This is a genomic window from Kitasatospora sp. NPDC001225 (assembly GCF_053597855.1).
In genome coordinates, this window is the sequence record NZ_JBSFJC010000023.1 from 26,105 (window position 1) to 45,357 (window position 19,253).

Genomic DNA, 19,253 nt, shown 5'->3' on the forward strand with positions numbered 1-19,253 from the left:
TTTCAACGAGCGCGCACAGCGGTGGTTCCGTCCGGGCGCGCCGGTTTCGGAGTGCGGCGCGTGCCCGGCGCCGGTCCACGGGCCGATGCGCCCCGCCCCCCGGCACGGGCGGTCGGCGGTCGGCATCCGATGGTCGGTGGTCAGTACTCGACCGTCGGCAGCCGGCGCGGAGGGTCGGCGGGAGCGGCCCACTCTCCCGGAGAACCGGCCCGAGCGCTCAGCGCCCGTCGGCGGGCCAGTGCGCCCCGTCCTCGAGCACCTCGAGCTCGTCGCCCAGCCGCAGCGTGCCGAGCTCGTCCCCCTCGACGCCGGCCGGCCGCTCGGGGATCAGGTTCTGCCCGAACGCGGCCTTGCGCAGCAGCCGGTGGTGCCGGGCCAGGGTGCGCAGCGGCTCCTTGCCGCGCCGCTCGCCGGTCTCCTGGTCGGTGGTGGTGATCATGCAGCGGCCGCACGGCTTGACCACCTTGAAGGTGACCGAGCCGATCCGGATCCGGCGCCAGGTGTCCTCGGCCCACGGCTCGGTGCCGCCGATCACCACGCTCGGACGGAAGCGCTCCATCGGCAGGGTCTCGTGGCCGTCCGGGTTCTCGGCGGCGATCAGCTCGTTGAGGCGGTCCAGCGAGGCGGTGGTGGTGAGCAGCAGCGGATAGCCGTCGGCCATCGAGACGCTGTCGCCGGGCGCGCTGTACTCGGGGTCGACCGGCCGGGCGCGCGGGTCGTCCAGGTGCACCAGGCGGTAGTCGCCGAGGTGTTCGGCGATCCACCGGTGCGTCTCCTTGTCGGCCTCCGCGGCACGGAAGCGCGTTCCCCAGACCTCGACGTCGGCGAGCGGGTCGCCGGCCGCGACGGCGGGGGCGGGGACCTCGATCCGGGAGCCGTCGGGGGTGGTCAGGGTGAGGACGCCGTCGGGCAGCAGTCCGGTCCGCACCCGTGCGAGGGCCGCGTCCTCGCGCTGGCTGACGAAGCGTCCGTTCGCGTCGGCGAGCATCCAGCGACGGTCTCCGGCCAGACCCCAGGGTTGAACCACGGAGGTGTCCGGGCTCAGGCGGTACATCGACTTGACGGGGTAGACGTGGAGTCCGGTGAGGTGCATTCCTCCATCCTGCCAGCCTGCGGAGGTTCGCCGGGAATGCCCTCTAATGCGCACGGACCGCCCGGACGCCGTGGGGGGCGTTCCGGGCGGTCCGTGGATGACCCGTTTCTCCGTTCGCCCGGCGTACGGGGGCGCCGGGTGCTGCTCAGGTGGTGCGGGTGCGGGCCGCGTGGGGGGACGGCCTCGGGGTGTCAGCGGCTCAGTAGCCCTGGCCCTGCTGCTGGTAGCCGCCCTGGAACTGGCCGGACTCGCCGTACGGGCCCGGGCGCTGCGGCTGCGTCGGGCGGACCGGCGCGACCGGCGCCATGGCCGGGCGCAGCTGGGCACCGCCGAAGGACTGGTCGCCGCCCTGGCCCTGGAAGCCGGGGCCGCCGGCGGCCGGACCGCCGAAGGACTGCTGGCCGCCGAAGCCCTGCGGGGCGGCGGGCTGGCCCTGGCCGAAACCGCCCGGTCCGCCGGCCGGCTGCGCGCCGAAGATCTGCTGGCCGCCCTGGGCGCCGATGAAGGTGTTCTGGCCGCCGAAGCTCTGGCCGCCGGTCGGCTGGTAGCCGCCTCCGGGGGTCTGGCTGAAGGCGGGGGTGCCGGGCTGCGGTCGCTGGTACGGCTGGGGGGCGCCGTAGCCGGGGACCGGAGGCTGGGGGGCGGCGTACGCCGGCGCGGGCTGCGCGGGGATGTACGCCGTGGCGGGGCCGGCGGAGGGGCCGCTGCTCGGGCCGGGGCCCAGGGCGAGGCGGGCGGGCGGCAGCGCGGGGAGGTTGCTGCCGGCGCTTTCGTACCCGTTGGCGTACCGGTTCTCGTAGGACGGGCCGAGGCCGGATCCGTAACCGGACGACAGTGCCGGCGGCAGGGCGGCCGGCACGTTGATGGGCGCGATCTGGGGGACGCCGCGCTCAGCCACGAGGCTGTCGTAGATCGGCGTGCCGGAGGAGTAGGACGGAGAGGGGTAGCCGACTCCGTCGTAGGAGCGGGGCGAGGTCATGGGGCATACGGTAAGCCCACAACGCGCCTGCTGAGGAGAGCGGGAGGGGGAGCAGTTCGAGTGTTTACACAGTCTTCGCTCGCACAAAGGTTTCGAAAGTAGGAAAGACGGACATTCCGGCGACCGGTTCCGGACAACCTTGGCACCCCGTCAGTGGTCGAACGGCAGCCGGACGGAGGCCCCGGAAGGCCTTGTGGTGACCGGCCGGTGGACGGTCGGGGGCCCTGCGGAGAAACTTTTCCCGGACAGGGCGTGCGCGGGCGCATTCGAGCCCCCGCCGAGCAGGCGACGGGGGCTCGTGAATGTTTCGGGAATAAAATTCCCGTCAGCTCTCCGGGGCCCGGTTCAGGCCCGCGACCTGGGCCGTCGGCCCGATGGCCGGCTGCCGATCAGGCGGCGGCCCGTCGCTGGTCCGGGTGTCGGCGCTCAGTGCGACTGCAGGGCCTGGGCCTGTGCGGGCAGGGCCGGCTTGCCGATCTCGGAGGTGCAGAAGGAGCACCGGGTCGCGGCGGCCGGGATGCTGCTCAGGCACTCCGGGCAGTCCACCTTCGCGGCCGGCGCGGGCTTGGCCGATTCGAAGCGGGACTGGAGCTTGCCGACCGGCAGCACCACGGCGAAGTAGATGACGGCGGCGGTCAGGACGAAGCCGATGACCGCGTTGACGAAGAGGCCGTACGGGAACCGGGTGCCGGCCACGTCGAAGGTCTTCTGGGTGAAGTCGCCGACGGCGCCGGACGCGACGCCGACCAGCGGGGTGAGGAAGGCGCTGACGAACCCGGTGACGACGGCGGTGAAGGCAGCGCCGATCACGATGCCGACCGCGAGGTCCACCACGTTTCCGCGCAGCAGGAAGCTGCGGAATCCCTTGAACACCGGGTGACTCCAAATCCGTACGGGGGAGGGGGAGATGGGGCGGCACGGCGGGTGCCGCCCCAGGCCGGACATCCTGCCGAGCGGGCCGGGCCGAGGTCCAACCGCGTTCACCCGAATCGGGTAACCGCCGCGGTGCCCCGCGTCCGTGGGCCCTGCGGGGCGGGGACGCTCCGCGTACCGGCCTTTCCCCGGTCGAACAGCCGAGCCAGTCGGTTGGTCAGCCGCTCCAACTCGCCCCTGTGGCACCGCGTGTGGCGCCGCATGTGACACCGGCACGCGCCGGTCCGGGGCGGCGCCGACCCGGCGCGACAGGGTGGACCGGAGCGCGGCAGGGGGCGAGACGGGGCGCACGGCGGTCGCGTACGGCGCACGACGGCGGCCCCGTGGCGCACATCCGGTGTACAAGCGCGGGCGGATGGGCCACCATCAGGTTGCGCGAAGGGGATGTACCGGGCGGAGCACTGTGCCAAGGTCGGTCCATGCCCGACCATTTGTCGGCCGATCCGGCCGGAAACCGTCCGCGTGTCCTGCACCTGATCAGCGACTCACGCCGGGGCGGCGCGCAGAACTTCGCCCGTGACCTCCACCGGGAACTGGGCCGTCGGGGGCAGTCCTCCGCGCTGTGCGCCCTCGCCCCGCACCCGGCCGTCCCCTCCGGCCCCGCCGGGGCGGGCCGGGACTCCACCGGCCCCGGTTCCGCAGGCCGGGGCCCCGATTCCGCAGGTCAGGGCTCCGGGGCCGCGAGCCCGGACCCCGAGGCCGCCGGCCGGGCCGCCGTCGACTGCTCCGCCGCCGCCGGGCTGCGCTCCGCCGCCGTGCTGGGCCCCGGCCGGCTGCACCCGAGCACCCTGCGGGCGCTGCGCTCCGCCTCCCGCGCCGCCGACGTGGTGCTCGCCCACGGCTCGGACACCCTGGCCGCCTGCGCCCTCGCCCTGGCCGGGACCCGTACGCCCTTCGTCTACGTCTCGGTCGGCCACCCGCGCTACTGGACCGCCAACCGGTTGCGCCGGGTGCGCGGCGGCGCGCTGATGCACCGCGCGGCCGCCGTCACCACCCTCACCGACGAGGCGCGCGTCGTCCTGGAGGAGCAGTTCCGGCTGCCCGACGGAAAGGTGCACGTGATCCCCAACTCCCGTGCCGCTGAGAGCTATCCGCCCGCCGACGGCCGGGACGACCGGCGTGCCGCGCGGCACGCGCTGGGCCTGCCGGCCGACGTGCTGCTGGTCGCCTGGATCGGGGCGATAGCCCCGGAGAAGCGGCTCGACCTGGCCCTCGACGTGCTCGACCGGCTGCCCGACGTCCGGCTCGCCGTCGCCGGGGACGGACCGCTGCGCGAGTCGCTGGCCCGCCACCCGGCCGCCGCCCGCGCCCACTTCCTCGGCCCGCTGCCCGACCCGGCCCCGCTCTACCGCGCCGCCGACGCGCTGCTGCTGACCAGCGACAGCGAGGGCGTGCCCGGCGCGCTGATCGAGGCGGCGCTGGCCGGGGTGCCCGCCGTGGCCACCGACGTCGGCTGGGTGCGCGAGGTGGTCCGGGACGGCGCCACCGGCGCGCTGGTCGCCCCCGGGGACCCGCTCGCCCTCGCCGAGGCGCTGGGCAAGGTGCTCGCGGTCAACCGGGCGGGCCTCGGCGCGGCGGCCCGGGCGCACGCGCTGGAGCACTTCGAGCTGGGCGCCGTCGTGGACGCCTGGCAGCAACTGGTCGCCGAGGTATGGACGGCGGGCCCGGAGGCCGCCCGCTGACCGGGGTGGCCAGGCGGGCCAGGGGTGCCATGCCGACCGGGGCGGCCGGGCCGACCCCGTCGGGTGGCCGGCCCGTCCGCGCGCCCGGCCCGGCTACGCCGTCCGGGCGAATCCGGCGCGGCCCGTGCGCAGCAACCGGCCGGTAGCGAACCGCCGCCAGCACACTGCCCGGTGTGAAATCGAAGTCGCTGCTGCGGTCCACCGTCCTGCTCGCCGTCGCCGTCGGGATTGCCGCGTCCCCCGTCCAGGCCGGCGCGATCACCCACCAAATCCCGTTCGGGGGCGCCCAGTTCGTCAAGATCGACCATCCGCAGCCGGTCCGTGAGAGCGTCCGGACCGAGGCGGTCGAGTTCTTCTGGTACGACTGCAGCCACTCCCAGGCGCTCGAACAGCCCCTGCAGGCCTGGGCGGAGAAGCACCGCGCCGATGTCGCGCTGCGCCGCATCCCGGCCGTCTGGCCCGGCAGTCCGGACGAGGCCGCGCAACGGAGCCACGCCCGGATCTTCTACACGCTGGAGCGCCTCGGCCAGGTCGACCGCCTCCAGGTCAGCGTCTTCCGCGCCGTGCACACCGAGCGGGTCGACCTCACCACCGAGGCCACCGCCACCGACTGGGCCGCGCGGCAGGGCGTCGACGCCAAGGCGTTCGGCGAGACGTACCGCTCCGCCGAGGTGACGCGGTCGGTCGAGGAGGCCGCCGCCGACTTCACCCGCTACGGCGTCAACGAGCTGCCGACGGTCGTCGTCCAGGGTGAGTACCGCACCTCGCCGACCCAGGCCGGCGGGGTCGAGGCGATGCCCGAGGTGCTCGACCACCTGGTGCAGCAGGAGCAGGCGCGGGGTCACTGAGCCGGTGCTCCGGCCCTCGCGGTGACAGCGGATCAGCTCGCTCATGTGCCCTGCCCGGCAGGCGTCTTGTTCGAACAGCATCTTGCCTAACCATTCACATGCTGTTTAATGGTTAGCATGAGCGAGCTGATGATCCCTCACGTCCACCACCGCCACGTCGACGTCGACGGCCTGCGCGTCTTCTACCGCGAAACCGGACCGCTCGACGCCCCCGTGCTCCTGCTGCTGCACGGCTTCCCGTCCTCCTCCCACCAGTACGCCCGGCTGCTCGACGCGCTCGGCACCCGCTACCGCCTGATAGCCCCCGACTACCCGGGCTTCGGCCACAGCGACAGCCCCGCGCCCGACGCCTTCACGTACCGCTTCGACGCCCTCGCCGATGTGATCGAGGGCTTCTGCCTCGCCCTCGGCCTGGACCGCTTCGCGCTGTACGTCTTCGACTTCGGCGCCCCCGTCGGCCTGCGCCTGGCCACCCGGCACCCGGAGTGGATCACCGGCCTGGTGGTCCAGAACGGCAACGCCTACGAGGAGGGACTCTCCGACCAGGCAAGGGAGTTCATCGCGAACAGGCGTGGCGTGCCGGGCGCGGAGCAGGCCGCCCGCTCGATCCTCACCCCGGACGTCACCCGCGGCCAGTACGAGGGCGGCACCGGCGACCCGAGCCTGGTCGCCCCCGACGGCTGGACGCTCGACCAGCACTTCCTCGACCTGCCCGGCCGCAAGGACATCCAGGTCGAACTCGCCCTCGACTACTTCTCCAACGTCGAGCTCTACCCCGCCTGGCAGGCCTGGCTGCGCGCCGACCAGCCGCCCACGCTGGTGCTCTGGGGAGTGGGAGACCCGTTCTTCACCGAGGCCGGTGCGCGCGCCTACCTGCGCGACCTGCCCGGGGCCGAGCTGCACCTGTTCGACACCGGGCACTTCGCGCTGGAGGAGAATCTGCCCGAAATCGCCCCGCTGATCGACGACTTCCTCGCGCGGATCGGGAAGTAGCCGACCGGTGCGGGGTGTTCGGGGGCAGGAGGCTCAGGCGGTTCGGGCGTGTTCAGAGCCCTTCGGCGTGCTTCAGTCGCGGCGCAGCAGGTAGGTGACGAAGCCGAGCGTCCCCCGGTAGCCGTGCAGCCACCCGGTGCGGTGCCGGTCCGCCGCCTCCCGGGCGGCCGCCGCGTCCGGGTGCTCCGGGTGGTCCAGCGCCCACTCGGCCAGCGAGCCCGTCCAGGCGAACTCGTACTCGTCCCACTCCTGTTCGGTGCTGACAAGCCCGAACACCGGCGTCCAGCCCTCCGCGAGGACCCGCTCGGTGGTCGTCGCGAGATCCGTGAAGTCCTCCCGTGCCGCGCCCAGTCCGTCCAGTGCCGCCCGGGACGGCTCGCGCTGCCAGAACCCCTCGCCGACCAGCAACCGGCCGCCCGGGGCCAGGAGTTCGCGGGCCGCGGCGAGCGTCGGCAGCAGGCCGCCGAAGGCGTGGGTGGCGCCGACGCACAGCACCAGGTCGAAGGGCTCCTCCGCGGTGAACTCCCGTGCGTCCAGGTGGTGCAGGCCGATCCGGCGGGCCACGCCCAGCGCGGCCGCGGACTCCCGGGCCCGGGTCAGCGCCGCCGCGTCCAGGTCCACGCCCACTGCCCGCCAGCCCGGGCCGGCGGCCAGCGCCCGGAGCAGCCAGGCGCCCTCGCCGCAGCCCAGGTCCAGGGCCCGGCCCTGCTCCGTCCCGGCCATGGCACGGTCCAGCAACCGGGCCACCGAGCCGTCCGCCAGCGGGGCCGCGATCGGGTGGTGGGCATGGGCGAGGCGGGAGATCTGCTGACGGTCCATCCGAGCAGTATGGATCGGGGCGGTGCGGCGCGCAGCGGGTTTCTCAGGCCCGGGAGTACGTCCGTCCCTTCCACGCCGAGCCCCGGCCGCGCCAGTGCTGTACGGCCGAGTCCACCGTCATCAGCAGGTACAGCCCCGCGGTGAACGGCAGCAGCAGCACGGCCGCGGCCGGCTGCCCGTAGTACCGGACCATCGGCAGGTACGTGCCCGCCATCAGCGCCCACGCCGCCCCACCCGCCGCGGCCACCGCCGGCGCGCCCGCCACCAGCCCGGCCACCGTCGCCACCGGCGGCACCAGGTACACCAGCGCCAGCCCCAGCACCGTCCCGAGCAGCAGCGCCGGCGAATGCCTGAGCTGGGCGTACGCGCTGCGCGACACCATCCGCCACAGCTGCTCCAGCCGCGGGTACGGACGCACGCTGTCCACGTCGTCGGCCAGACCCAGCCAGGTCCGGCCGCCGGTCGACTTCACCGCCCGGGCCAGCGACACGTCGTCGATCACCGCGCCGCGGATCGCCGCCACCCCGCCCGCCCGCTCCAGCGCCTCCCGCCGCACCAGCGAACAGCCGCCGGCCGCGGCCGCGGTCCGGGCACCCGGACGGTTGCTCCGGCGGAACGGGTACAGCTGGGCGAAGAAGTACACGAAGGCCGGCACGATCAGCCGCTCCCAGCCGGTCTCCACCCGCAGCCGGGCCATCTGGGACACCAGGTCCAGGCCGTTGCTCTCGGCGGCGGCCACCAGCTCGGCCAGCGAATCCGGGCCGTGCGCGATGTCGGCGTCCGTCAGCAGCAGGTACTCGGCGTCCGGACCGGCCAGCTCCACGCCGTGCCGCAGCGCCCACAGCTTGCCGGTCCAGCCCGGCGGCAGCGGGGGAGGGGTGGTGACGGTGAGCTCCAGCCCGTCGATCGTCCGCAGCTCCGCCGCCAGCGCGCCGGTGTCGTCCGAACTGTGGTCGTCCACCAGGATCACCCGGGCCCGCCCCGGGTACTTCTGCGCCAGCAGCGTCGGCAGGCTCACCGGGACCACCGAGGCCTCGTCCCGGGCCGGCACCACGACCGCCACCTGCGGCCAGCGGACCGGCGGGCGACGCGGCGGCAACCGAACGTCGGTGCGCCAGAACGAGCCGTGGCAGCACGCCAGCCAGAGCCAGACCAGCAGGGAGAACGCGGCGATCCACAGCAGGACGGTCACCCCGGCAGTCTGCCGCAGAACCGGGCCCGACGGGCGGATCGACTAAAGTCTTGAGCCGTGAAGATCGCACTGATGGACTCCGGAATCGGCCTGCTGGCCGCCGCCGCCGCCCTTCGGAAGCAGCGCCCGGACGTGGATCTGGTGCTCTCTTCCAACCCGGCCTCGATGCCGTGGGGGCCCCGTACGCCGGAAGAGGTCACCGAGCTGGCCCTAGGCTGCTGCCGGGCCGCCGCCGCGCTCGAACCCGACGCGCTGGTGATCGCCTGCAACACCGCCTCCGTCCACGCGCTCGCCACCCTGCGGGCCGAGCTGGAGCCCGGGCTGCCGGTGGTCGGCACCGTCCCGGCGATCAAGCCCGCCGCCGTGCGGGGCGGCCGGGTCGCCATCTGGGCCACCCCGGCCACCACCGGCAGCGCGTACCAGCGCGGGCTGATCCGCGACTTCGGCGGTTCGGCGGACATCACCGAGGTCGCCTGCCCGGGCCTCGCGGACGCGGTCGAGCACGGCGACGACGAAGCCGTCACGGCCGCCATCGCCGACGCCGCCGCCCGGACGCCGGCCGGCACCGACGCCATCGTGCTCGGCTGCACCCACTACGAACTCGTCGACGACCGCATCCGCGCCGCCGTCGCCCCGACCGCCGCCCCGGGGCTCACCCTGCACGGCTCGGCCGACGCCGTCGCCGCCCAGGCCATCCGCCGCGTCGCCGACCCCACCCGCACCGGCACCGGCACCCTCACCGTCCTCCACGCCGGCACCCCCGCCCACCTCCCCCCGGCCGCCGCCCTCTACCCCCAGGGCAACGCCCTCGCCACCCTCATCGGCTGACCGCGCGGGAAGTCGGCCCAGCCGACTTCCCACGCAGCCCGCTCCCTGAAGCCCTTCTGGTCGGTTGCACCAGAAGTCGACCCAGCCGACTTCTCGCGCAACGACCGCTTCGAGCGGCACCACCCCCGACTCAAGCGGCCAATCACCCTGGCCTCTACGCGCATAGACTCCCCGGACGCGGGCCCATGCCCGGCCTGCTTGCATGGGAAGTCGGCCCAGTCGACTTCCTGCGCCATGCCCGGATGCAACGGCTGGGCAGCCCGGCTCCTGGAGTCTGTTGGTTGCCGGTCCTGGGCTTGCTGGTGCGCGAGAAGTCGGCCCGGCCGACTTTTCGCGGAGTCGCTGCTTCGAATCGCGCAGAAAGTCGGCCGGCCCGACTTTTCGTGCAGCGAGCGTTCCGGGCTTCCCGGCGGCGTGCGGGAGGTTGGTCCGATCAAGCTTCGGTGCCGCGCTGGGATACTGCGGCTATACGGCCCGCGCCCCGAGTCGGTTGATTGCCAGCCCGGGGCCCGCCTGCGCACAGGAAGTCGGCCAGGCCGACTTCTCGCGCAGGGGACGCGCCTGGTAGTGGGCCACTCCTTCTTCGCGTGGCGAGCGGCCGGCCGTTGCGGCTTCTGTGTGAACGTGGCGGGGGGCGCCAGAAGTCGGGCGGGCCGACTTCCTGTGTGGCGGCCGGGCTCGCCCAGCCCGTTGAGCATGCACTCGCTGAAGCCTCTTGGGGCGCGCCAGAAATCGGGCGGGCCGACTTCTGGGGTGGGTTTGTGCCGGAAGTTGAGTGCGTGGAGTCGACTTTTTGCGGGGGCGGGGGTGGCATTCCGGGCGCCCGAAATGACTTGGCTGGGCGCGCGAGAAGTCGGCTGGGCCGACTTTTGGTGCGGGATTGGCTCGAGTGATTGGTTGCTTTGGGGATGGGCTGCCGGGGTGCGCGCCGCACAGGAAGTCGACCCGGCCGACTTCCTGTGCGGCGTGATGGCGCCCGTTGCTAGGCGACGGCCTGGCGGCGCCAGCGGCGGTAGGCGGGTTCGAGGCCGGAGAGGATGGTGTCGAAGCGGCGGGTGCTGGTGGTGGAGTCGACCTGGAGGCGGCTGATCTGGAGGGGATGGGAGGGGAGCCGGGGGCCCAGGCGGTGGTCGGAGAGGAAGCCGAGTCGGTAGCCGAGCTCCTGCAGGACGGTTTCGGCGCGGACGTCGTGGCCGCCGTCCGGGTAGGCGAAGGCGATCGGCGGTTCGCCCAGCCAGCGGGTGAGGGCCTCGTGGGCGCCGGTGATCTCGGCGCGCACGGTGTCGTCGTCGCAGCGCCCGAGGCACGGGTGCCCCTGGGTGTGGTTGCCGATCGCGACGCCGCCGTCCCGCAGGGCGAGCAGGTCGGCGGGGGTCAGCTGCTCCTGGCGGGGCGGCCGACGGTCGGCGCTGACCCGCAGTTCGTGCAGACTGCGCCGCCGGTCCGGGTCCGGCATGGCCTTGAGCCGCCGGAGCAACTGGGACGGGTGTCCGCAGTCGAGCGAGCGGGCCCGGCCCCCGTGCCGGGCGAGGAAGTCGGCCTCGTGCCACCAGAACGGCCGTTCGGTGCCGATGAGCTCCGAGATGACGAACGCGGTGGCCGGAATGCCCCGGGCGTCGAGCGCGGGCAGGGCGTGGGTGAGGACGCTCCGGTCGGCGTCGTCGAAGGTGACCAGGACGCTCCGGGGCGGCAGTGGCCGCCGTTCGGTCACGGCCTGGAGGACCGCGCCGAGCGAGACCGGCGTGGCGAGCCGCTGGAGCCGGTCGAGCTGGGCGCCGAACGAGCGGTGGTCGGTCACCCCGTGGTACGCGAGCACCGCGAGCCGTTGGGCGGCCAGGGCCCGGAACAGCGGTTGGACGGGGGCGAACCGCAGCCATTCGCCCCGAGCGTCCTGCTGTTCCGTGTCGACGGCCGCCCGGTGACGGCCCCCGCCGTCCAGGTGCGTGCCGTGGCGGTGCTCCTCGCGCCGACGGTCGCCGTGCAGGAGATCGCCGCCGAGCTGATCGCCGCGAAGGTGATCGCCGTGCAGGTGGTCGCCGTGCGGACGGTCGGTGGGCCGGCCGGTGCCGTGCCGGTCCGCCGACCACCCGACGGTCAGGGGCAGCGCGCGCATGCGGGGTGCCGGCCGGGCGCGGGCCATGGAGATCGATGTACTGGACTGGGACTGCGGCACGGTTCCCCCTCGTTCGCCGAGCGGCGTGGCGGTACCGCCGGAGGACGGAGCCCGGCCTCCGACTCCAGGGGCGGCGGCTCCGCTCCTGGATATTCCTGTTCTCGGTGGGGGGTTCACACCCGTCCCTCGAACGGCTCCTGGATCACTCAATGCCATTGAGACCGCTGCACCGGACGGATGGTTGTACCGGGGGGACGAGGATTTTTCGTGGACTGATTGTGGAGCCGGAATGCACGCCCGGACGCCTCGGACACACTTCGGGGCGGGCCCGGCGTGCCGCTGACCAGCCCGGATCCCCCGGTTGCGCAGCGTGTCCGGACCTTCACTCCCTGCGGGCTGCCACCCGCGCCGCCCCGGGGTACCTTGGGCTCATGGCAGATGCGGACCGTGACCCCTTCCACCTCCACGGGGCCTCCCGGATGGCTCGCGCGTGCAGCGGCGGAGCCCTGGTCACCCACCAGGTCCCGCTGACGGTGGTGGGCCTGGCCTGCCTGGCGCTCGGCATCGTCGTGGCCGTGTTCGTGCCGGACAGTGACGGGCCGGCCTGGGCGATGGCGGTGGCCGGCTGTCTGGCCGCGGGCGTCCTGCTGCTCGGCCGGATCGCCTTCGGCGTGTTCCGCGACCGGCGCCGCGCCGCGCTCTGACGGCGCCCCGGCCGGCGTACCGGCCGTACGGTCGGCGGGTTCCGTCCGGGCGTTGCCCCCACCCGTAACGTCGATCGCTCTCGGAATTCCGAAACGGCCGATCGAGCGAAATTGGTCAGACCGACTGAATATCGTCCAGTCGGACAATCTCAGGCCCTCTTCTTTCACCATTCCCGGACGACAGCTTCATCCCGCCTCTACTGTGAAGGCGTTCTTCCGGCTCGAAGCGCCGTGGAGGTGGAGCGATGAGCGGTAGACCGGATCGCGCCGCGGCCGTCTCATGAGACGCGCCGGCGACCTCGCCGTCGCCGCCCTGGCCGCGGTCGTCGCACTGCCGCTGGCCCTGCTGATCGCCGTCCTGCTCCGCTGCGGCACCGGCGGCCCGGTCCTCCAGCGGCAGATCCGGACCGGCCGGCACGGCCGCGAGTTCCAGCTCCTGCGCTTCCGGACCGGAGGGGACGGCCGGCTCACCGCCCTGCTGCGGCAATCGGGCCTGGACGAGCTGCCGCGGCTGTGGAACGTGGCGCGCGGCGACATGGGGGTGATCGGGCCCCTGCCGGTCGGCCCGGACCAGGCGGCGCACTACTCCCGCCGGGAGCGCGGCCGGCTCGCCGTCCGGCCCGGCCTCACCGGCTGGGCCCAGCTGCAGGCCCTGAGCCGCGGCCGGACGCCCCGCCCGCTCAGCCGCCCCGAGTGGGCGGAGCTCGACCTCTGGTACGTCGAGCACCGTTCGTTCGGGCTCGACCTGCGCATCCTCGGCCTCACCGTGCTCGCCCTGCTGCGGCCCGACACCGGCCGGGCGCACCGGGTCGGCCCGGAGCCGCCCCGATAGGCTGCGGCCCATGGCCATTCCCCCCTTCCTCGCCGAGCTCCGCGCCATCGTGGGAACCCGCCCGCTCTGGCTGAGCGCCGTCGTCGCCGTCGTGCTGGACGACCGCGACCGGGTGCTGCTCGCCCGCCGGGCCGACGACGGCCGGTGGGCGCCGGTCGGCGGCATCCTCGACCCCGGGGAGCAGCCCGCCGACGGCGTGGTGCGCGAGTGCGAGGAGGAGACGGGGGTGGTGGTCGTGCCCGAGCTGCTCGCCTCGGTCACGGTCTCGCCGCAGGTCACGTACCCGAACGGCGATGTGACGCAGTACCTGGTGCTGACCTTCCGCTGCCGCGCGGTCGGCGGCGAGGCGCGGGTGAACGACGACGAGTCGCTGGACGTCGGCTGGTTCGGGCTGGACGAGCTGCCGCCGATGATCGAGAGCGAGCACGAGCGGCTGCGCCACGCGCTGGAGTGCGAGGGCCCGGCGGTCTTCACCTGGGAGGGCAAGGAGCGCCCCTGAGCCCGGGGGCGGGCCCACCACGGCCCGCCGCAGGTCCTCAACCACCCCCGCCCGCGCCGGGTCAGCCCTTGTACTGCCGGTAGGCCTCCTCCGCCGCGTCCAGCACCGCGGCCAGGTCCCCGCCCGCCGTGGCGGTGGCGGTCGCGGCCACCGCGCCCTCGACGAACGGGGCGTTGGCGAACCGGACCGGGAAGGGCAGCCCGTGCTCGTCCGCGTCGGCCAGCAGCGCGCGGACGGTGGTGACCGCCCCGCCGAGGTCGGCGAGCACCACCACGCCGTGGCCCTGGTCCACCCGCCGGGTCGCGGCGGCCACCAGGACGGCGCTGATGCCCGGTCCGTCCGACGGGTCGCCGCCGGTCGCCGCGACCGGCGCGGGGGAGTCGGATCCGGTCAACGCGAGCGCGAGGGAGCGTACGGCGGTGGCCAGTTCCTGGCTGTGCGAGACCAGGACGATCCCGACCCGCCCGTGCGTGGCGGTCCGGGCGGGGGTCGGCCGGGGCAACTGGGTGGGTGAGGGAGGCGTCCGGGGTGCCGGGGGATGGGCCGAGGGGGCGTCGGAGATGGGGATGACGTCGGCGCGGGTGCCGTCCCGGCGGCTCATCGGCTGCTCCCTCGAACGGGTCGGTCGGTGGATCGTTCTGGCAAGGCGCGCTCGGTCGAACCGGTTGTCCCGGTCGGTCAGGGCGGTGCGGCGGAGCGGCCCGGGCCCCGGCACCTCCCGGGCCGGGCCGGGGAAGCGGTCGTACGGCGCCCTGGCAGCACTCTGGCAGCTGTCCGCCGCCCCCGCCGGTCGGGACACGCCTCGACCGGTCCTCCGGCCGCGCCCTTCCCCGCCCGGAGGAGTCCTCGTCAACCCGCTGACCGGGGCCGGGCGGTGTGGCTAGGCTGGCCCAGGAACGCCGTCGGGAGGAGATCGGTCAGTGGGATCCAACAGCGGGACGGACACGGAGGTCAGCGTGGTGCAGCCGGATCTGGCGCCGAACGGGAAGCCCAGGGTGGACTTCACCGGGGCGGAGTGGCTGTGCAGCAGCCAGGGCGTCGGCGACGTGCAGATCGCCTTCGTGGACGGCTACATCGGGATGCGGGACGGCCGCCAGGAGGACGGGCCGGTCCTGGTCTTCACGCCGGGCGAGTGGCGGGCCTTCGTGCTCGGCGCCCGGGACGGCGAGTTCGACCTCACCTGAGCCGAGGCGCGCGGAGCCCGTCGGCGCCGAGCCGGCGCCCGGTAGCACGGGAGCGGACCCCCGGTCGACGGGGGTCCGCTCCGTAGACGATCTTTCGGGTCCGAAACATCACAACTGATGATCCATTGAGCGTGCCCCGTCAGAATTTCTGTTGACTGTTAGACAAACGCAGCTCAGAGTAAGAGCACGGGCAGACGCCGTGCCCACCGCCCCCACGCGGCCAGACACGGCGCCTGCTGTGCGGCCCGGCAGTACTGCCAGGCCATCCTCCCAGTCATCCCCTGCGCACCGGGGTGCGTCGGCCGGTCCCGGCCCCGAGATGGGGCCGGCAGTCGCCGGGAGGTTGGCGCCGAAGCCGAGAGCGACTCGGATGACGGCACCGGTGCTCGGGACCCGCACGCCCCCACGCGGCGGCGTCCCGAGCAGATCCACGGGAGCGACGGGCCGGGGCCCCGCGGATCTGGCTTGTGAAACTTGGAACTGTTGGCTTGTGTGTTCGTGCTGTGTGCGACGACGAAGCTGGGTGCTCGGCGGTTCGGCACGACAAGTGCACAGTGAGGGAAACGCGTGTAGGGCCGCGTTGCGACATGCCGTCCCCCCGGAGGGTGAAACCCAGAACGGCTGTCGTGCTGAACCGAACGTAGCCCGGACGGTTGCTCAGAGTCAACATTGGTCTCTGAGCGTCGATCTCCCGGCCACCCCCCGGCGGTGCCCCACCCACCTCGCGAACGCGGTGTGCCGGACACGTACGATGTTCCCATGTCTTTTCTCCGCCGTCGCTCCGGACAGCCCGCCGGCCCGGACTTCGACGTGCTCGCGATGGACCCGGGCGACTGGCCCGGTGACTTCGGTGCGGCCATGATGACCGGCCCGGACGGCTCCTGCCAGGGGATTTTCCTGCGCTACGACCTGTTCGGCGGCAGAGGTCCGGCGATGTTCATCGGCAACCTCCCCGAGGGTTCGCCCGCCCGGGAGACCGGCGACGAGGTGCCCTTCGAGGTGCGGCAGCTGCTCGCGGCGCTGGAGAACGACGAGCCGGTCGAGTTCGTCTCGGCCGAGGACTTCCCGGTGATGCTCGGGGACGACCTGCTGATCGTGAAGAAGGTCAAGGTCAGCGAGGAGCGCGTGTTCTGCGCCCAGTTCGGCCGCAGCGACGGCGTCCTGGTCACCGTCGCGTCCTGGGACCGACCGATTTCGGACGACCTGTATCAGCTGCTGAAGCCGCTCCCCGCGGACATGTTCCAGCAGGGCTGATCCCGCCGGGGCCGGCCGGCTCCGCCCGGGGGTCGGACGCTGCTTGACGGTATCGATCAACGGTTCGTACAGTCGCGAACATGCCGTGCCGCCTTCCGCTGCTGACCCGTCGCAGGCATCTGGACCTGCGGCGCACCGCCAGCGCGGCGTGTCCGGGCCGCTGAGGGGGGATTCGTCCCCCGGCGGCGGGCGATCGGCCGGGTGTCCGGTCGGCGCCGGGACCAGGGGCGGGCCGTGAGCCGGCCTCCGGGGCCGCCGATCGCCACCGCGCGCCCGTACGGCGTGCCGCCCGCACCTGCCGAGCCCACGCTGCCGCCCGGAGGCACAGCATCATGACCACTCGCGCCGCCAACCGTTCGACCGCCGAGCGTTCGTCCGAGGACCACGCGTCCGACGACCGCCCCGCCGACAACCGTTCGCCCAGGAGCGCGTCCGCCGGACGCCGTTCGCGGACCGCCGCTCCGTCGGCGGGTTCCGAACCGACGGGTTCCGGCCATCTCGAATCCACCGGTTCCACACCCACAAGTTCGGCCCCCGGCGGCGCGGCACCCGACCGGAGCGCGGTCGAGACCGCCCTCGCCGGACTGCCCCGGGTGGTCGACCTGCTGGCCGCCCGCGCCGAGGAGCACGACCGCGACGCGACCTTCCCGTACCAGGGGATCGAGGCCGTCCACGAGGCCGGACTGCTCACCCTCACCGTCTCCGAGCGGTACGGCGGTCCGGGCGGAACGCTCGCCGACACCGTCCGGGTACTGTCCCGACTCGGCCGCGGGGACGCCTCGGTGGCCGTGGTCACCGCCTTCACCCTGCTCCAGCACGCCGAGCAGGCCCGCCGGGCCGACTGGCCGACGGCGGGCTACCGGCGGCTGCTCACCGAGTCCCGGCGCGGCCCGGCGCTGGTCAACACGCTGCGGGCGGAGCCCGGTGCCGGGGCGGGCGAGCTGCCCGGCACGGTCGCCCGACGGGACGGCGACGGCTGGCTGCTGACGGGCCGGAAGACGTACTGCACCGGAGCCGAGGCGCTCGCCTGGATGGCGGTGACCGCGCGGACCGACGAGGAGGAGCCGCGGATCGGCACCTTCCTGGTCCGCGGCGAGAGCGAGGGCCTGGAGATCGACCCGACCTGGGACCAGCTCGGGCTGCGGGCCAGCGCCAGCCACGACGTGGTGCTGGACGGGGTCCGGGTGCCGGGTGACCTCGCGCTCGGCCTGACGAACGGTCGCCGGACGGCCCGTCAGAGTGCCGACGCCGACGCCGAGCTCTCGTCGGCCTGGCACGACCTGGCCCTCTCCGCCGTGGCGATCGGGGTCGCCCGGGCCGCCGAGGCGTGGCTGATCCGTTTCCTCAACCAGCGCACCCCGGCCAATCTGACCGAGCCGCTCGGCACCCTGCCCCGCTACCGGACCGCCCTCGGCGAGATCGAGGCCCAGTTGATCGGGGCCGAGGAACTGGTCGAGGGCCTGGCCTCCCGGGTGGACCGGGGCGACCAGGAGGCCGTCGCCCGGACCGGTCCGGCCCACCTGCTGGCCACCCGGGCCGCGACGGCGGTGGTCCAGCAGGCCGTCGCCCTCACCGGCAACCCCGGCCTGAGCCGGCGTCACCCGCTGGAGCGCTACCTGCGGGACGTGCTCAGCAGCCGGGTGCACCTGGCCCCCGACGAGACCGTCCTGGAGGCCGCCGGCCGGGCCGCCCTGGAGCGGGGCGCCCGGCCGTAGGGCCCGGCGTCGAACTCCCGGGCCCGGCGGGTCCTGACGGTGGTCCGACGGGCCCCGGCGGTGGCTCAGCGGGTCCCGACCGCGGCGCGGACGGCCCGGCGGGCGAGCGCCGCGTCGTCGTAGAGCCGACGGATCATGATCCGCTGCTCCTCGCCGGCGCCCGGCACGTCGTACAGCCGGATCTCCCGCATCAGCACCAGCACCAGGTTCACCAGGAACGCGTCCCGGGCCAGCGTGCCGCCGCTCTGGGCGAGTTGGCTGATCTGGCGGCGTGCCGCAGTGTCCCCGGACAGGACGCTCCAGAGCACCGCCAGGTCGTAGCCGGGCAGGTACCAGCCGGCCTGCTCCCAGTCGACCAGCACCGGTCCGGACGGCGCCAGCAGCATGTTGCTGAGCAGGGCGTCGCCGTGGCAGAGCTGGAGCGGGGTGCTGCCGAGGCCGTGCAGCAGGCCGCGGAGGTCGCCGGCGTCCCGGTCGGTGAGCTGGCCCACCGAGTGGTAGCGGGAGATCTCCAACTGGTAGTCCAGGCGCGGCTGGAAGACGTCGGTCGGCGGCCGCCACAGGTTCAGCGTGCGGACCGCGGTGAGCAGCGCCCGCACCTCGCCCGGGGTGGGCGCGTTGACCGGGTGGCGCTCGCGGGCCGCCGGGCGCCCCGGGACGCGCTCCATGACCAGCACGCACCGGTCGTGGTCGGCCGCCACCAGCCGGGGCAGCCGCACCGGCGGACGGTGCCGGACGAACGCCCGGTAGACCGCCACCTCGTGGTGGAAGTCGGCCACCAGCTGCTCGAAGTACTCACTCCGCACCGCCTGCGGCGCCAGGCACTTGGCGACCACCGGAGCCCGCCCGATGGTGCCCGCCACCAGGATGTGGCGGCTGCCCTCGCGCAGGACCTGGCGCGGGGTGAACGCGGGACATATCCGCGAGACGCCCGCGAGCGCCGCCCGGACCGCCGGGGTCTGGAGCGCCGACGGGTCGATCCGCTCCGGGCCGCCGCCGACGGGCAGGCCGGGCCGCCGGGCCCGCAGCACCTGGCCGTCGGCCTGCCGGGCCAGCGGCATCCGGCCGCCGCCCGGCAGGGCGGTCTCGGGGGCCCGCAGGCCCAGCGCGGTACGGCCGGCGGGGCCCAGCGCCGTACGGCCGGTCGGGACGACCCGGGTGTCCGTGGCCCGGCCCTCGGCGCCGCGCGGGACCGCGGGACGGCTCGCCGGGGGCACGGCCCTGGGGCCGGTGCGGCCGGCGGCTGCGGTGGGGGGGCGCAGCGCTGGGCGGGTCGCGGTGGGCGTGGGGGTCGTCGCTGAGGAGTACATGGGCTGAGGGAGGTCCCTTCCGGTCCGTCGGCGGGTGCTTGCCCCGCGGGGGCGGGGGAGGGCCGGTGCCGTGTGCTTCCTGGCGTGACGGCGGCCCTGCGGGTGGTGCGGTACGTCGTGCGGTGCGCTGCTCCGCGCGGTACCCCGTAGCGGTGCGGTCGGTGGTGCGCGGGCGCCGGGCACGGACGCGGGGTCAGGAACCCCTGGTCGGCGGTGCTCCGGCCGTCCGCACCCTGGGGAATGCGGTCGGCCGGACTGCCGTGGCCGTGCCCGGC

Annotated in this window: 19 protein-coding genes; 11 read left to right on the forward strand and 8 right to left on the reverse strand. The window is 74.4% G+C overall.

What is annotated here, in order from left to right:
* Positions 1-217: 217 nt before the first annotated feature.
* From ACWDCZ_RS10640 to mscL, 3 genes are all read right to left on the reverse strand, one after another.
* Positions 218-1,093: an MOSC domain-containing protein gene (locus ACWDCZ_RS10640; RefSeq protein ID WP_449815747.1), complete on the reverse strand. Its 876-nt coding sequence runs from the start codon at positions 1,091-1,093 to the stop codon at positions 218-220.
* A gap of 199 nt (positions 1,094-1,292) precedes the next feature.
* Positions 1,293-2,072, reverse strand: a complete 780-nt coding sequence (locus ACWDCZ_RS10645) for a DUF6643 family protein (protein WP_449815748.1) — start codon at positions 2,070-2,072, stop codon at positions 1,293-1,295.
* A 426-nt stretch (positions 2,073-2,498) separates the two neighbouring features.
* The gene (gene mscL, locus ACWDCZ_RS10650; RefSeq protein ID WP_049650971.1) at positions 2,499-2,945 is read right to left on the reverse strand and encodes a large conductance mechanosensitive channel protein MscL; all 447 of its coding nucleotides are present in this window, start codon (positions 2,943-2,945) and stop codon (positions 2,499-2,501) included.
* A gap of 479 nt (positions 2,946-3,424) precedes the next feature.
* Between mscL and ACWDCZ_RS10655 the strand changes: the two genes are divergently transcribed.
* From ACWDCZ_RS10655 to ACWDCZ_RS10665, 3 genes are all read left to right on the forward strand, one after another.
* The gene (locus tag ACWDCZ_RS10655; RefSeq protein WP_449815749.1) at positions 3,425-4,687 is read left to right on the forward strand and encodes a glycosyltransferase family 4 protein; all 1,263 of its coding nucleotides are present in this window, start codon (positions 3,425-3,427) and stop codon (positions 4,685-4,687) included.
* A 173-nt stretch (positions 4,688-4,860) separates the two neighbouring features.
* Positions 4,861-5,535 (forward strand): thiol:disulfide interchange protein DsbA/DsbL, encoded by a 675-nt coding sequence (locus tag ACWDCZ_RS10660; protein WP_449815750.1) that lies wholly within the window; start codon positions 4,861-4,863, stop codon positions 5,533-5,535.
* A gap of 117 nt (positions 5,536-5,652) precedes the next feature.
* Entirely contained in the window at positions 5,653-6,528 is an 876-nt protein-coding gene (locus tag ACWDCZ_RS10665) for an alpha/beta fold hydrolase (protein ID WP_449813946.1), read from the forward strand.
* A 72-nt stretch (positions 6,529-6,600) separates the two neighbouring features.
* Here ACWDCZ_RS10665 and ACWDCZ_RS10670 read toward each other — a convergent pair whose 3' ends face one another.
* Both ACWDCZ_RS10670 and ACWDCZ_RS10675 read right to left on the reverse strand, forming a co-directional pair.
* Entirely contained in the window at positions 6,601-7,347 is a 747-nt protein-coding gene (locus tag ACWDCZ_RS10670; protein WP_449815751.1) for an SAM-dependent methyltransferase, read from the reverse strand.
* Between the two features lie 43 nt (positions 7,348-7,390).
* Positions 7,391-8,539, reverse strand: a complete 1,149-nt coding sequence (locus ACWDCZ_RS10675) for a glycosyltransferase (RefSeq protein ID WP_049658710.1) — start codon at positions 8,537-8,539, stop codon at positions 7,391-7,393.
* A 57-nt stretch (positions 8,540-8,596) separates the two neighbouring features.
* On the opposite strand from ACWDCZ_RS10675, the gene ACWDCZ_RS10680 reads away from it, so the two are divergent.
* Positions 8,597-9,367, forward strand: a complete 771-nt coding sequence (locus tag ACWDCZ_RS10680; RefSeq protein ID WP_375876694.1) for a glutamate racemase — start codon at positions 8,597-8,599, stop codon at positions 9,365-9,367.
* Positions 9,368-10,349: 982 nt separating this feature from the next.
* Here ACWDCZ_RS10680 and ACWDCZ_RS10685 read toward each other — a convergent pair.
* Positions 10,350-11,480 (reverse strand): polysaccharide deacetylase family protein, encoded by a 1,131-nt coding sequence (locus tag ACWDCZ_RS10685; RefSeq protein ID WP_387975990.1) that lies wholly within the window; start codon positions 11,478-11,480, stop codon positions 10,350-10,352.
* A gap of 431 nt (positions 11,481-11,911) precedes the next feature.
* Here ACWDCZ_RS10685 and ACWDCZ_RS10690 point away from each other — a divergent pair, with 431 nt between their 5' ends.
* From ACWDCZ_RS10690 to ACWDCZ_RS10700, 3 genes are all read left to right on the forward strand, one after another.
* Entirely contained in the window at positions 11,912-12,184 is a 273-nt protein-coding gene (locus ACWDCZ_RS10690; protein WP_143204765.1) for a hypothetical protein, read from the forward strand.
* Positions 12,185-12,464: 280 nt separating this feature from the next.
* Entirely contained in the window at positions 12,465-13,016 is a 552-nt protein-coding gene (locus ACWDCZ_RS10695) for a sugar transferase (protein ID WP_049656058.1), read from the forward strand.
* Positions 13,017-13,026: 10 nt separating this feature from the next.
* Positions 13,027-13,515, forward strand: coding sequence for an NUDIX hydrolase (locus ACWDCZ_RS10700; RefSeq protein ID WP_049656056.1), 489 nt, complete (start codon positions 13,027-13,029; stop codon positions 13,513-13,515).
* A 61-nt stretch (positions 13,516-13,576) separates the two neighbouring features.
* On the opposite strand, the gene ACWDCZ_RS10705 is transcribed toward ACWDCZ_RS10700, so the two are convergent.
* Complete coding sequence (locus tag ACWDCZ_RS10705) at positions 13,577-14,116, reverse strand: PTS-dependent dihydroxyacetone kinase phosphotransferase subunit DhaM (protein WP_082345992.1); 540 nt, start codon at positions 14,114-14,116, stop codon at positions 13,577-13,579.
* A 355-nt stretch (positions 14,117-14,471) separates the two neighbouring features.
* Here ACWDCZ_RS10705 and ACWDCZ_RS10710 point away from each other — a divergent pair, with 355 nt between their 5' ends.
* The 4 genes from ACWDCZ_RS10710 to ACWDCZ_RS10725 all read left to right on the forward strand — a co-directional run bounded on the left by ACWDCZ_RS10710 (position 14,472) and on the right by ACWDCZ_RS10725 (position 17,668).
* Entirely contained in the window at positions 14,472-14,699 is a 228-nt protein-coding gene (locus ACWDCZ_RS10710) for a DUF397 domain-containing protein (protein WP_234348556.1), read from the forward strand.
* Between the two features lie 759 nt (positions 14,700-15,458).
* The gene (locus tag ACWDCZ_RS10715) at positions 15,459-15,953 is read left to right on the forward strand and encodes a hypothetical protein (protein ID WP_049656052.1); all 495 of its coding nucleotides are present in this window, start codon (positions 15,459-15,461) and stop codon (positions 15,951-15,953) included.
* Between the two features lie 80 nt (positions 15,954-16,033).
* Positions 16,034-16,117, forward strand: coding sequence for a putative leader peptide (locus ACWDCZ_RS10720; RefSeq protein ID WP_350526312.1), 84 nt, complete (start codon positions 16,034-16,036; stop codon positions 16,115-16,117).
* A 168-nt stretch (positions 16,118-16,285) separates the two neighbouring features.
* On the forward strand, positions 16,286-17,668 hold the full coding sequence (locus ACWDCZ_RS10725) for an acyl-CoA dehydrogenase family protein (RefSeq protein ID WP_449815752.1): 1,383 nt from the start codon (positions 16,286-16,288) through the stop codon (positions 17,666-17,668).
* A gap of 65 nt (positions 17,669-17,733) precedes the next feature.
* On the opposite strand, the gene ACWDCZ_RS10730 is transcribed toward ACWDCZ_RS10725, so the two are convergent.
* Positions 17,734-18,978 carry an aminoglycoside phosphotransferase family protein gene (locus ACWDCZ_RS10730; protein WP_338016391.1) on the reverse strand — a complete coding sequence of 415 codons (1,245 nt, stop codon included), beginning with the start codon at positions 18,976-18,978 and terminating at the stop codon, positions 17,734-17,736.
* Positions 18,979-19,253: the final 275 nt, after the last annotated feature.

What these genes read in the sequence shown, in the direction of transcription:
- ACWDCZ_RS10640 (WP_449815747.1), bottom strand. Translation starts at nt 1,093, where the DNA reads ATGCACCTCACCGGACTCCACGTCTACCCCGTCAAGTCGATGTACCGC.
- ACWDCZ_RS10645 (WP_449815748.1), bottom strand. Translation starts at nt 2,072, where the DNA reads ATGACCTCGCCCCGCTCCTACGACGGAGTCGGCTACCCCTCTCCGTCC.
- ACWDCZ_RS10655 (WP_449815749.1), top strand. Translation starts at nt 3,425, where the DNA reads ATGCCCGACCATTTGTCGGCCGATCCGGCCGGAAACCGTCCGCGTGTC.
- ACWDCZ_RS10665 (WP_449813946.1), top strand. Translation starts at nt 5,653, where the DNA reads ATGAGCGAGCTGATGATCCCTCACGTCCACCACCGCCACGTCGACGTC.
- ACWDCZ_RS10670 (WP_449815751.1), bottom strand. Translation starts at nt 7,347, where the DNA reads ATGGACCGTCAGCAGATCTCCCGCCTCGCCCATGCCCACCACCCGATC.
- ACWDCZ_RS10685 (WP_387975990.1), bottom strand. Translation starts at nt 11,480, where the DNA reads ATGCGCGCGCTGCCCCTGACCGTCGGGTGGTCGGCGGACCGGCACGGC.
- ACWDCZ_RS10690 (WP_143204765.1), top strand. Translation starts at nt 11,912, where the DNA reads ATGGCAGATGCGGACCGTGACCCCTTCCACCTCCACGGGGCCTCCCGG.
- ACWDCZ_RS10695 (WP_049656058.1), top strand. Translation starts at nt 12,465, where the DNA reads ATGAGACGCGCCGGCGACCTCGCCGTCGCCGCCCTGGCCGCGGTCGTC.
- ACWDCZ_RS10700 (WP_049656056.1), top strand. Translation starts at nt 13,027, where the DNA reads ATGGCCATTCCCCCCTTCCTCGCCGAGCTCCGCGCCATCGTGGGAACC.
- ACWDCZ_RS10705 (WP_082345992.1), bottom strand. Translation starts at nt 14,116, where the DNA reads ATGAGCCGCCGGGACGGCACCCGCGCCGACGTCATCCCCATCTCCGAC.
- ACWDCZ_RS10715 (WP_049656052.1), top strand. Translation starts at nt 15,459, where the DNA reads ATGTCTTTTCTCCGCCGTCGCTCCGGACAGCCCGCCGGCCCGGACTTC.
- ACWDCZ_RS10720 (WP_350526312.1), top strand. Translation starts at nt 16,034, where the DNA reads ATGCCGTGCCGCCTTCCGCTGCTGACCCGTCGCAGGCATCTGGACCTG.
- ACWDCZ_RS10725 (WP_449815752.1), top strand. Translation starts at nt 16,286, where the DNA reads ATGACCACTCGCGCCGCCAACCGTTCGACCGCCGAGCGTTCGTCCGAG.
- ACWDCZ_RS10730 (WP_338016391.1), bottom strand. Translation starts at nt 18,978, where the DNA reads ATGTACTCCTCAGCGACGACCCCCACGCCCACCGCGACCCGCCCAGCG.